The organism is Streptomyces thermovulgaris (assembly GCF_002155915.1).
GTDB lineage: Bacteria > Actinomycetota > Actinomycetes > Streptomycetales > Streptomycetaceae > Streptomyces > Streptomyces thermovulgaris.
In genome coordinates, this window is the sequence record NZ_MUME01000064.1 from 1 (window position 1) to 12500 (window position 12500).

The 12500-nt window shown below is 68.5% G+C and carries 8 protein-coding genes and 2 rRNA genes (1 of these 10 running past the window's edge); 2 read left to right on the forward strand and 8 right to left on the reverse strand.

Going from position 1 to position 12500, the window contains the following annotated elements:
- The 5 genes from CCN35_RS06715 to CCN35_RS06735 all read right to left on the reverse strand — a co-directional run.
- Positions 1–540: ABC transporter ATP-binding protein (locus CCN35_RS06715; RefSeq protein ID WP_143631405.1), on the reverse strand; the 540-nt coding region annotated here is incomplete at its 3' end.
- Positions 537–1619: a FecCD family ABC transporter permease gene (locus CCN35_RS06720; RefSeq protein WP_079129930.1), complete on the reverse strand. Its 1083-nt coding sequence runs from the start codon at positions 1617–1619 to the stop codon at positions 537–539. The genes CCN35_RS06720 and CCN35_RS06715, both read right to left, overlap by 4 nt.
- Positions 1616–2656, reverse strand: a complete 1041-nt coding sequence (locus CCN35_RS06725; protein WP_067397951.1) for a FecCD family ABC transporter permease — start codon at positions 2654–2656, stop codon at positions 1616–1618. The genes CCN35_RS06720 and CCN35_RS06725 overlap by 4 nt, the downstream gene beginning before the upstream one ends.
- A 56-nt stretch (positions 2657–2712) precedes the next feature.
- On the reverse strand, positions 2713–5097 hold the full coding sequence (locus CCN35_RS06730; RefSeq protein WP_067397953.1) for an ATP-binding cassette domain-containing protein: 2385 nt from the start codon (positions 5095–5097) through the stop codon (positions 2713–2715).
- A gap of 138 nt (positions 5098–5235) precedes the next feature.
- Positions 5236–6264, reverse strand: coding sequence for an HAD hydrolase-like protein (locus CCN35_RS06735; RefSeq protein ID WP_067397957.1), 1029 nt, complete (start codon positions 6262–6264; stop codon positions 5236–5238).
- Between the two features lie 73 nt (positions 6265–6337).
- Between CCN35_RS06735 and CCN35_RS06740 the strand changes: the two genes are divergently transcribed.
- Entirely contained in the window at positions 6338–7627 is a 1290-nt protein-coding gene (locus CCN35_RS06740; protein ID WP_086791831.1) for a DUF1015 family protein, read from the forward strand.
- Positions 7628–7641: 14 nt separating this feature from the next.
- Here the strand turns inward: CCN35_RS06740 and CCN35_RS06745 are convergent, their stop codons facing one another.
- Positions 7642–8496, reverse strand: coding sequence for a tetratricopeptide repeat protein (locus CCN35_RS06745; protein ID WP_236560854.1), 855 nt, complete (start codon positions 8494–8496; stop codon positions 7642–7644).
- A 177-nt stretch (positions 8497–8673) separates the two neighbouring features.
- Here CCN35_RS06745 and CCN35_RS28280 point away from each other — a divergent pair, with 177 nt between their 5' ends.
- The gene (locus CCN35_RS28280; protein ID WP_067397959.1) at positions 8674–9153 is read left to right on the forward strand and encodes a hypothetical protein; all 480 of its coding nucleotides are present in this window, start codon (positions 8674–8676) and stop codon (positions 9151–9153) included.
- 95 nt (positions 9154–9248) lie between these two features.
- Here the strand turns inward: CCN35_RS28280 and rrf are convergent.
- A 5S ribosomal RNA gene (gene rrf, locus CCN35_RS06755) occupies positions 9249–9365 on the reverse strand.
- A 101-nt stretch (positions 9366–9466) separates the two neighbouring features.
- Positions 9467–12500: ribosomal RNA gene (locus CCN35_RS06760) — 23S ribosomal RNA — on the reverse strand (it continues 88 nt past the right edge of the window).

Consider the following 12500-nt stretch of genomic DNA (forward strand, 5'->3'; position numbering starts at 1 on the left):
GGTCGGCTCGTCCAGCAGCAGCAGCGGGGTCTGCTGGGCGAGGGCCATGGCGATCCACACGCGCTGGCGCTGGCCGCCCGACAGCTCGTCGACATGGCGGTCGGCGAGTTCGGCGACCCCGGTCCGCTCCATGGCCTCCCGGACGATCCGCTCGTCCTCGGCCGACCACTGGCGCAGGATGCCCTGGTGCGGGTAGCGGCCCCGGCCCACCAGGTCGCCGACGGTGATCCCGTCGGGCGCGATCGCGGACTGCGGCAGCAGCCCGAGCGTCCGGGCGACCTTCTTGGCGGGCATCGACTGGATGACCTGCCCGTCGAGCAGCACCCGGCCCTGGGCGGGCTTGAGCATCCTCGACAGCGCCCGCAGCAGCGTGGACTTGCCGCACGCGTTCGGGCCGACGATCACCGTGAAGGAGTTGTCGGGGATCTCCACCGACAGCTGCTCGGCGATGACCCGCTGGTCGTAGGCGAGAGTGACGTTGTCGGCGGTCAGGCGGCTCACGGTGCTCCTTCGGTCGTTCACGGTGCTGAGGACGCTCATATGCGGCCGGCCCTGCGCTCGGTGACCAGCAGCCACAGCAGGTAGACGCCGCCGAGCACCCCGGTGACCACGCCGACGGGCAGCTGGTCGGCGCCGAAGGCGCGCTGTGCGGCCCAGTCGGCGGTGACCAGCAGGGCGGCGCCCATGCACAGGGAGGGCATCAGGTTGGGGCCGGGCGAGCGGGTCAGGCGGCGGGCGAGCTGCGGCGCGGTCAGGGCGACGAAGCTCACGGGACCGGCGGCGGCGGTGGCGGCGGCCACCAGCAGCACGGCGGAGCCCAGCATCAGCAGCCGTACACGCTCGACGTGCACTCCGAGGGCGTAGGAGATGTCGTCGCCCATCTCCAGCATCCGCAGCCCGCGCGCACAGCCGAGGACGAGCGGGAGGAGCACGACGCACAGGGCGAACAGCGGCCCGACCTGGGTCCAGTCGCGGCCGTTGAGGGAGCCGGTCAGCCAGACCACCGCGCGGGCGGCGTCCACGAAGTCGGCCTTGGTGATCAGATAGCCGTTGACGGCGGTGGCGACCGCGTTGACGCCGATGCCGACCAGGACCAGCCGGTAGCCGTGCACGCCCCGCTTCCAGGCGAGCAGGTAGATGGCGAGGCCGGTCGTCAGACCGCCCGCGAGCGCCCCGAGGGTGACGGCGGCGGCGCTGCCCGAGAACAGGACGATGACGATCAGCGCGCCGGCCGTCGCCCCCTGGGAGAGGCCGAGGACGTCCGGACTGCCCAGCGGGTTGCGGGAGATGGACTGGAACAGGGCGCCGCCGAGGCCGAGGCAGGCGCCGACCAGCAGCCCGACGAGGACACGGGGCAGCCGCAGTTCGCGGACGATGAACTCCTGCCCCGGATTGCCCTCGCCGGCGAGCGTTCTGAGGACGTCGGCGGCGGACATCGGGAAGTCGCCGGTGCCGATGAGCACCACGCTCGCGGCGAGCGCGGCGACGACGAGCAGGGCGACGACCGTGCAGGTGCGCAGGTCGAGGCGGACGGACAGTCCGCCCGGGGTGCGCAGGACCCGTACGGCGCGGGGAGTGCCGGAGGTCTTCACGGGTGGGCGAGTGCCGGTGGTCTTCACAGCTGGGCCGTCCTCCGCCGCCGTACGAGCAGGATGAACACCGGGCCGCCGATGATCGCGGTGACGACCCCGACCTGGAGCTCGGCGGGCCGGGCGACGATCCGGCCCACGACGTCCGCGCCGAGCAGCAGCACGGGTGACAGGACGGTGGCGTAGGGCAGGATCCAGCGCAGGTCGGGTCCGGTGAAGGAGCGCACGACGTGCGGGACCATCAGCCCGACGAACACGATCGGCCCGCAGGCGGCGGTCGCGGCCCCGCACAGCACGGTCGCGGAGAACAGGGCCAGCGCCCGGGTGCGGTCGAGGCCCGCGCCGAGGGCGCGCGCGGTGTCGTCGCCCATCTCCAGGGCGTTGAGCGGCCGGGCCAGCAGCAGGGCGGTCACCGTGCCGATCACGAAGAACGGCAGCACCTGGACGATGACCGCGTCGGTGGCGGCGGTGAGCGAGCCGACGGTCCAGAAGCGCATCTTGCCCAGCGCCGCGCCGTCCATGATCATCACGGCCTGGAGATAGCCGTAGAGCGCGGCGCTGAGCGCGGTGCCGGCGAGGGCGAGCCGGACGGGTGTGGCGCCCCGGCTGCCGCCGAGGAACCACACCAGCACGCCCACGGCGGCGGCACCGAGGAAGGCGAACCAGACGTAGCCGCTCAGGCTGGTCACGCCGAAGAACGTGATCGCGGTGACCACGGCGGCGGACGCGCCCGCGTTGATGCCGAGGATGCCCGGGTCGGCCAGCGGATTGCGGGTCACCGCCTGGAGGACGGCCCCGGCCAGCCCGAGCGCGGCTCCGGCGAGCAGGCCGAGGACCGTGCGGGACAGCCGCTCGCCGACCACGACGTCGCCGTAGGTCCCCGTGTCCTGGAACAGGCCGTGCCAGACCTGCGTCAGGGACAGCTCCTTGGCTCCGACCGCGATGCTCGTCAGGGCGACGAGCGCCAGGATCACGACGGAGACAAGGAGCCCCAGCGAGCGTGCCGCCACGCGCCGTGGGGGCGCGGCGGCTGCCGCGCGCACTTCTGCAGGACTGTCGACCAACACGAGGTTAGGTTAGCCTAGCCTCCTCGGCGTTCGGCCAGGTGTCCTGTCTGCTGCGGTCAGCGGCCGACATAGGCCGCCAGATGCTCACCGGTGAGGGTGGAGCGGGCGGCGACGAGGTCGGCGGGCGTGCCCTCGAAGACGATCCGGCCGCCGTCGTGACCGGCGCCGGGACCCAGGTCGATGATCCAGTCGGCGTGCGCCATGACGGCCTGGTGGTGCTCGATGACGATGACCGACTTGCCGGAGTCGACGAGCCGGTCGAGCAGGCCCAGCAGCTGCTCGACGTCCGCGAGATGCAGACCGGTGGTCGGCTCGTCGAGGACGTAGATGCCGCCCTCCTCCGCCATGTGGGTGGCCAGCTTGAGCCGCTGCCGCTCGCCGCCGGACAGCGTGGTGAGCGGCTGACCCAGGGTCAGATAGCCGAGCCCGACGTCGGACAGCCGCCGCAGGATCCTGTGGGCCGCCGGGATGCGCGCCTCGCCGGTGCCGAAGAACTCCTCCGCCTCGGTCACCGACATCGCCAGCACCTCACTGATGTCGCGACCGCCCAGACGGTGGTTCAGGACCGAGGCCTCGAACCGTCTCCCCTCGCACTCCTCGCAGGTGATGGCGACCCCGGCCATCATCGCCAGGTCGGTGTAGATGACACCGGCGCCGTTGCAGGTGGGGCAGGCTCCCTCGGAGTTGGCGCTGAACAGCGCCGGCTTCACCCCGTTGGCCTTCGCGAAAGCCTTGCGGATCGGGTCGAGCAGTCCGGTGTACGTCGCCGGGTTGCTGCGCCGGGAGCCGCGGATCACGCTCTGGTCGACCGACACCACCCCCGCGTCGGCCGGGATCGACCCGTGGATGAGCGAGCTCTTGCCCGATCCGGCGACCCCGGTGACGACACACAGCACGCCCAGCGGGATGTCGACGTCGACGTTCTTGAGGTTGTGGGTGGTGGCGCCGCGGATCGGGAGCGTGCCGGTCGGCTTGCGCACCGTCTCCTTCAGGGCGGCCCGGTCGTCGAGATGGCGGCCGGTGACGGTGCCGGAGGCCCGCAGTCCCTCGACGGTGCCCTCGTAGCAGACGGTGCCGCCCTCCGTACCGGCGCCGGGGCCGAGGTCGACCACATGGTCGGCGATCGCGATCACTTCCGGCTTGTGCTCCACCACGAGCACCGTGTTGCCCTTGTCCCGCAGGCGCAGCAGCACGTCGTTCATCCGCTGGATGTCATGGGGGTGCAGGCCCGCGGTGGGCTCGTCGAAGACGTAGGTGACATCGGTCAGCGACGAGCCGAGGTGCCGGATCATCTTGACGCGCTGTGCCTCGCCGCCCGACAGCGTGCCCGACGGCCGGTCGAGGGAGAGGTAGCCGAGACCGATCTCCACGAACGAGTCCAGGGTCTGCTGCAGCGCGGTGAGCAGCGGTGCCACCGAGGGCTCGTCGAGATCGCGGACCCAGGCAGCCAGATCGCTGATCTGCATCGCGCAGGCGTCGGCGATGCTGATGCCCTTGATCTTCGACGACCGGGCCGCCTCGTTGAGCCGGGTGCCGTCGCACTCGGGGCAGGCGGTGAAGGTGACCGCCCGGTCCACGAACGCCCGGATGTGCGGTTGCAGCGCCTCCCGGTCCTTGGAGAGGAACGACTTCTGGATCCGCGGGATCAGCCCCTCGTAGGTCATGTTGATGCCCGCGATCTTCATCCTGGTCGGCTCGCGGTACAGGAAGTCGTGCAGCTCGCTCTCGGTGTAGTCGCGGATCGGCTTGTCCGGGTCGTACAGGCCCGATTCGCTGTAGAGCCGGTAGTTCCAGCCGCCCGGCTTGTAGCCGGGGACGGTGAGCGCCCCCTCGGACAGCGACTTGGAGTCGTCGAAGAGCTGGGTCAGGTCGATGTCGGAGACCGTGCCCCGGCCCTCGCAGCGCGGACACATGCCGCCGGCGATGCTGAACTCGCGCCGCTCCTTCACGGTCTTCCCGCCGCGCTCCAGCGTGACCGCGCCCGCCCCGCTCATCGAGGGGACGTTGAAGGAGAACGCCTTGGGCGAGCCGATGTGCGGCTGCCCGAGCCGGCTGAAGAGGATGCGCAGCATCGCGTTGGCGTCGGTGGCGGTGCCGACCGTGGAGCGGGGGTCGGCGCCCATCCGCTGCTGATCGACGATGATCGCGGTCGTCAGCCCCTCGAGCACATCGACGTCGGGCCGCGCCAGCGTCGGCATGAAGCTCTGTACGAAGGCGCTGTACGTCTCGTTGATCAGCCGCTGCGACTCCGCGGCGATCGTGTCGAACACCAGCGAGCTCTTGCCCGAGCCGGAGACGCCGGTGAACACCGTCAGCCGGCGTTTCGGGATCTCGACGCCGACGTCCTTGAGGTTGTTCTCCCGTGCACCGAGCACACGGATCAGGTCGTGGCTGTCGGCGACGTGCGGCGCGGCCGGCTGCGTGTCCGCTGTCGTGGTCATGTTCCCTGTGCCTCCCCTGACGTCCATGGCGGTCACGCTAGCCGTGGCCGGGCCGCCGGCGCTTCTTCATTTCTGACGAGTTCCGGCGCGTTCCGGCGCGTGTCCTCGGCCGCGGCCGCACGGCGCCCCGCGCCGGTCTCACAGCCCCAGGCGTGCCAGTGCCTTCCCCCCGTCCAGCGCGCACGCGTTCTCGCCGCCCGCCGTCCACGCCGCCGCGCACAGCGCGCGCAGTCCGTCCAGGACCTCGCCGTCGCCGGTCAGCTCCAGCTGCTCCGCCCCCGCCCGCGCCGTCCATCCGCCGCACCGGAATCCGTCGCCCTCCCGGGCGACCTCCGGCTGCCCGGTGAGCAGACCGCGCAGATCGGCGTCGACGTACGTCGGCCGGTGCTGCGGCGGTGCGGCGAGCAGCTGTGCCCCGTCCGTCACCCCGGTCAGGACCAGCAGTGAGTCGACACCTCCGTTGAACGCGCCCTCGATGTCCGTGTCCAGCCGGTCCCCGACCACCAGCGGCCGCTTCGCCCCGGTGCGCAGGATCGTCTCGCGGTGCATGGGCGGCAGCGGCTTGCCCGCCACCTGCGGCCGGGCGCCCGTGGCGATCCGCACCACCTCGACCGCCGCTCCGTTGCCCGGTGCGATCCCGCGTGCGCCCGGAATCGTCAGGTCGGTGTTGGAGGCGAACCAGGGCACCCCGCGTGCGACGGCGTAGCACGCTTCCGCCAGGCGTCCCCACGTCATCTCGGGACCGCCGTAGCCCTGCACCACCGCGGCCGGGTCGTCGTCGGCCGACTCCACCGGCTCCAGTCCGCGCTCGCGCAGCGCCACCCGCAGCCCTTCCCCGCCGATCACCAGCACCCGTGACCCCTGTGGCACCTGATCGGCGATCAGCCGGGCCACCGCCTGCGCGGAGGTGACCACGTCGGACGCCTGGGCCGGTATGCCCAGCTCGGTGAGATGCGCGGCCACCGCGTCCGGGGTGCGCAGGGCGTTGTTGGTGACGTACGCCAGATGCATGCCGCCCGCTCGGGCGGTGATGAGCGAGTCGACCGCGTGCGCGATCGCGTTCCCGCCCGCGTACACCACCCCGTCCAGATCGAGCAGGGCCGTGTCATATGCCTTGCTCAGGGCCTGTGCACTGCTCTCGGGCCTCGTCCTGACGCCCTGGCTCATTCCGCATCCGCTCCTTAGACACCGGCTCTCCCCCGATCATCTCCCATGCCGCCGACACCCGTACGATGCCGGGATGAACACTGCAGGTCACCCACCGGCAACACCGCGCCGGGGCCTCGAGCTCATCCCGTTCCGAGGCCTTCGCTACGACCCCGACCGGGTCGGCAGCCTGGCGGCCGTGACATCCCCGCCGTACGACGTCGTCGTACGGCCCGACGGCCTGCATCATCTGGAGTCCGCCGACCCCCACAACATCGTCCGGCTGATCCTGCCCCAGGCCGACACGCCCAGCGCCCGCAACGAGCAGGCCGCCGACACCCTGCGCCGCTGGCTGGCCGAGGGCGTCCTGACCATGGACCCCGAGCCGGGCCTGTACGTCTACGAGCAGAGCGACGGCGACGGGCTGCTCCAGCGGGGGCTGATCGGCGCTCTGCGTGTGTCGGACCCGGCGGAGAACGTGGTGCTGCCCCACGAGGACGTGATGCCGCACGTCGTCGCCGACCGCGCCGCCCTGATGCGCGCGACCCGGGCCAACCTCGAACCGCTGCTGCTCACCTACCGGGGCAACGGCTCGTCGGCCGCCGCCGTCGCCGTCGAGCGCGCCGCCGAGCGGCCTCCCCTGCTGTCGACGACCACCGAGGACGGCTTCAGCCACCGTCTGTGGTCCATCACCGACCCCGCCACCCTGGCCGGCGTCCAGGAGGACCTGGCCCGGTACCAGGCCCTGATCGCCGACGGTCATCACCGCTGGGCGACCTATCGGTGCCTTCGCGCGGAGCATCCCTCCCCCAGCGCCTGGGACTACGGCCTGGTGCTCCTCGTCGACACGGCCCGCTACCCGCTCCGGGTCCGCGCCATCCACCGTCTGCTGCACGGTCTGCCGGTCGCCGACGCGCTGGCCGCGCTGGCCGGCCGGTTCCGGGTGCGGCACCTGGACAAGCCCCTGGGCGAGGCGCTGGCGGCGCTGGCGGACGCGGCCGAGGAGGGCAACGCCTTTCTGCTCGCCGGGGACGGCGCCTTCCACCTCGTGGACCGTCCGGACCCGGACCTGCTGGCCCGCACGGTCCCCGCCGGGCACCCGGCCGCCTGGCGCACTCTCGACACCACGGTCCTGCACGCCACGCTCCTCGAGCACATCTGGGGCATCCCCGAGGACTCCCCGGCCCACGTCGCCTACATCCACGACACGGCGGCCACCGTGGAGAAGGCCGAGCAGGACGGCGGTACGGCCGTCCTGCTGCACCCGGTCCGCGAGGAGGTCGTCCGCGACCTGGCCCGTCAGGGCGTCACCCTGCCCCGGAAGTCGACGTCGTTCGGGCCGAAGCCGGCTTCCGGGCTGGTGCTGAGGGCGCTGGACCTCTGACGGAAGGGGGACCGTCAGTCCCTGTCGCCCTCCTCGGGCTTCTCCCGCTCCTCCTGCCGACCGCCCCGGTCGCTCGGGCCGTCCTCGCGGGCCTTGTGCTCCTCGCGGGCCTCCGGGGCCTTGTCGAGCACGTCGGCCTTGCCGGTCCGGTCGGTCCCGTCGCCTTCGTCGGCTTCATCGACTCCGCCGATGCCGTCGACGTCCTCGTCGATGTCGTCGAGGTCGTCAGCGGTCTCGTCGAGCGCGTCGGTGAACTCCACACCGTCCAGCTCGGCCAGCCGGTCGGCGGCGTCGGTGCTGCCGTCCCGGTCGGCCTCGGCGGCCTTGGCGAACCACTCCCGTGCCTCCTTCTCCCGGCCCGCGGCGAGCAGCGCGTCGGCGTAGGCGTACCGCAGCCGCGCGGTCCACGGCTGGACGGACTTGGCGGCCAGCTCGGGGGTCTGCAGCGTCACGATGGCCGCGTCCAGCTGGCCCATGTCGCGTCGGGCGCCGGCCGCGACGAGCCGCATCTCCACCCGACCGGCCTTGTCCAGCTTCTGCACCTCGGGCGCCCCGGCCATGTCCAGCGCCTTCTCCGGCCGCCCGAGTCCGCGCTCGCAGTCGGCCATGAGGGGCCACAGGTCCACGTTGCCGGTCATCCGGCGGGCCGTGCGGAACTCGGCGAGCGCCTCGCCGTACTTCTGGTTGGCGTACGCGGCGAATCCGGCCGCCTCCCGCACGGCGGCGACCCGGGACGCCAGCCGCAGGGCCACCTTGGAGTAGGCGTAGGCGGACTCGGGGTCCTCGTCGATCAGCCGGGCGACCATCACCAGGTTCCTGGCCACTTCCTCGGCGAGCGTCTTCGGCAGGCTCTGCAGTTCCTGCCGCACGTCCTTGTCGAGCTCCTCGCCGGTGACCTCCTGCGGGATCGGCAGCCGCTCGATCGGCTCGCGGTCCCTGTCACGGCTCCGGCTCCGGTCCCGCTCGGTACGGAAGCGACCGCCGCGCCGGCCGTCACGGCCCCGGAAACCGCCGGGTCGCCTGCCGCGATCGTCACGACGGGGACCGTGTCCGCGGTCGTCACGGCCGCGGTGGCCCCCACGGTCGTCGTCACGGCGGTCCTGGCCGCGGTCGTCGTCGCGGCGCCGGTCGTCCCACCAGTCGTCCCGCCGGGCGTCACGACGGGAGAGGAAACGGTTGCCTCCACGGCGGAAGCCACCGCGCTCGCCGCGTTCGGACCTGTCGTCGCGGCGGAAGCCGCCTCGGTCGTCGCGGCGGGAGAAGGAACGGTCATCCTCACGACGGAAGCCACGGTCACGATCGTCGCGGCGGCCCTGTCCCCCGCGATCGCCCTCACGCCGATCGTCCCGACGGAAGCCACCGCGCTCGCCACGCTCGAACCTGTCGTCGCGGCGACCGTAGCCGGCACGGTCACTGCCACGACGGGAGCCTCCGCGGTAGCCGCCGCGGTCACCGCGGCCACCACCGTCCCGGCGTCGCTGTTCGCGCTCTGGGCGCTCGTCGGGAGAGTTGGTGGACATCGGTGACTCCTGTCTTCTGTATTTCTGCACTTCTTCCGGGGAGAAACGAAATAACCCCTGGCCCCAGCTGAACGCTGGCGACCAGGGGTCATCCAAAAATTGTCCGGCGGCGTCCTACTCTCCCACAGGGTCCCCCCTGCAGTACCATCGGCGCTGTAAGGCTTAGCTTCCGGGTTCGGAATGTAACCGGGCGTTTCCCCTACGCTATAACCACCGAAACCCTCAAGGTTTCAAGCGAACAAGCACACTGTTTACTTGTCAGCTCTACTGCCGGCAACCGTTCGTTGTCTCAGAACCAACACAGTGAACGCGAGCACCTGAGGACAAGCCCTCGGCCTATTAGTACCGGTCACCTCCACCAGTCACCTGGCTTCCAGATCCGGCCTATCAACCCAGTCGTCTACTGGGAGCCTTACCCCATCAAGTGGGTGGGAGTCCTCATCTCGAAGCAGGCTTCCCGCTTAGATGCTTTCAGCGGTTATCCCTCCCGAACGTAGCCAACCAGCCATGCCCTTGGCAGAACAACTGGCACACCAGAGGTTCGTCCGTCCCGGTCCTCTCGTACTAGGGACAGCCCTTCTCAAGACTCCTACGCGCACAGCGGATAGGGACCGAACTGTCTCACGACGTTCTAAACCCAGCTCGCGTACCGCTTTAATGGGCGAACAGCCCAACCCTTGGGACCGACTCCAGCCCCAGGATGCGACGAGCCGACATCGAGGTGCCAAACCATCCCGTCGATATGGACTCTTGGGGAAGATCAGCCTGTTATCCCCGGGGTACCTTTTATCCGTTGAGCGACGGCGCTTCCACCAGCCACCGCCGGATCACTAGTCCCGACTTTCGTCCCTGCTCGACCCGTCGGTCTCACAGTCAAGCTCCCTTGTGCACTTACACTCAACACCTGATTGCCAACCAGGCTGAGGGAACCTTTGGGCGCCTCCGTTACCCTTTAGGAGGCAACCGCCCCAGTTAAACTACCCGTCAGACACTGTCCCCGATCCGGATCACGGACCCGGGTTAGACATCCAGCACGACCAGACTGGTATTTCAACGGCGACTCCACCCTCACTGGCGTGAAGGCTTCACAGTCTCCCAGCTATCCTACACAAGCCGAACCGAACACCAATATCAAACTGTAGTAAAGGTCCCGGGGTCTTTCCGTCCTGCTGCGCGAAACGAGCATCTTTACTCGTAGTGCAATTTCACCGGGCCTGTGGTTGAGACAGTCGAGAAGTCGTTACGCCATTCGTGCAGGTCGGAACTTACCCGACAAGGAATTTCGCTACCTTAGGATGGTTATAGTTACCACCGCCGTTTACTGGCGCTTAAGTTCTCAGCTTCGCCGACCCGAAAGCCGGCTAACCGGTCCCCTTAACGTTCCAGCACCGGGCAGGCGTCAGTCCGTATACATCGCCTTACGGCTTCGCACGGACCTGTGTTTTTAGTAAACAGTCGCTTCTCGCTGGTCTCTGCGGCCACCCCCAGCTCAGAACGCGCGGTTCATCACCAGAGCTGGCCCCCCTTCTCCCGAAGTTACGGGGGCATTTTGCCGAGTTCCTTAACCACAGTTCACCCGAACGCCTCGGTATTCTCTACCTGACCACCTGAGTCGGTTTAGGGTACGGGCCGCCATGACACTCGCTAGAGGCTTTTCTCGACAGCATAGGATCATCCACTTCACCACAATCGGCTCGGCATCAGGTCTCACCCCTCACGAGTGGCGGATTTGCCTACCACTCGGGCTACACCCTTACCCCGGGACAACCACCGCCCGGGCTGGACTACCTTCCTGCGTCACCCCATCGCTCACCTACTACCAGCTCGGGTCACCGGCTCCACCCATCCGACCTCATCCGAAGAATCAGCCGGCGGCTTCACGGGCTTAGCATCACTGGATTCGATGCTGGTCGCACCACAGCGGGTACCGGAATATCAACCGGTTGTCCATCGACTACGCCTGTCGGCCTCGCCTTAGGTCCCGACTTACCCTGGGCAGATCAGCTTGACCCAGGAACCCTTGGTCAATCGGCGCACACGTTTCTCACGTGTGAAACGCTACTCATGCCTGCATTCTCACTCGTCAACCATCCACGACTACCTTCCGGTGCCGCTTCACCCGGCAGACGACGCTCCCCTACCCAACCCAGCGGGCGTTAACCCACATGCTGGATTGACACGACTTCGGCGGTACGCTTGAGCCCCGCTACATTGTCGGCGCGGAATCACTAGACCAGTGAGCTATTACGCACTCTTTCAAGGATGGCTGCTTCTAAGCCAACCTCCTGGTTGTCTAAGCGACTCCACATCCTTTCCCACTTAGCGCACGCTTAGGGGCCTTAGTCGATGCTCTGGGCTGTTTCCCTCTCGACCATGGAGCTTATCCCCCACAGTCTCACTGCCGCGCTTCACTTACCGGCATTCGGAGTTTGGCTAAGGTCAGTAACCCGGTAAGGCCCATCGCCTATCCAGTGCTCTACCTCCGGCAAGAAACACACGACGCTGCACCTAAATGCATTTCGGGGAGAACCAGCTATCACGGAGTTTGATTGGCCTTTCACCCCTAACCACAGGTCATCCCCCAGGTTTTCAACCCTGGTGGGTTCGGTCCTCCACGAAGTCTTACCTCCGCTTCAACCTGCCCATGGCTAGATCACCCCGCTTCGGGTCTTGAGCGTGCTACTCAAACGCCCTCTTCAGACTCGCTTTCGCTACGGCTACCCCACACGGGTTAACCTCGCAACACACCGCAAACTCGCAGGCTCATTCTTCAAAAGGCACGCAGTCACGAGACACCAGCAAGCTGATGTCCGACGCTCCCACGGCTTGTAGGCACACGGTTTCAGGTACTATTTCACTCCCCTCCCGGGGTACTTTTCACCATTCCCTCACGGTACTATCCGCTATCGGTCACCAGGGAATATTTAGGCTTAGCGGGTGGTCCCGCCAGATTCACACGGGATTCCTCGGGCCCCGTGCTACTTGGGACATCCTCAAGCGAGCCGCACAGATTTCGACTACGGGGGTCTTACCCTCTACGCCGGGCCTTTCGCATGCCCTTCGCCTATCCATACGGTTTCTTACTCGCCGACCGGCCGGCAGACCGATCCAGAGAACTCCCACAACCCCGCACACGCAACCCCTGCCGAGTATCACACGTATACGGTTTGGCCTCCTCCGGTTTCGCTCGCCACTACTCCCGGAATCACGGTTGTTTTCTCTTCCTGCGGGTACTGAGATGTTTCACTTCCCCGCGTTCCCTCCACACTGCCTATGTGTTCAGCAGCGGGTGACAGCCCATGACGACTGCCGGGTTTCCCCATTCGGACACCCCCGGATCACAGCCTGGTTGA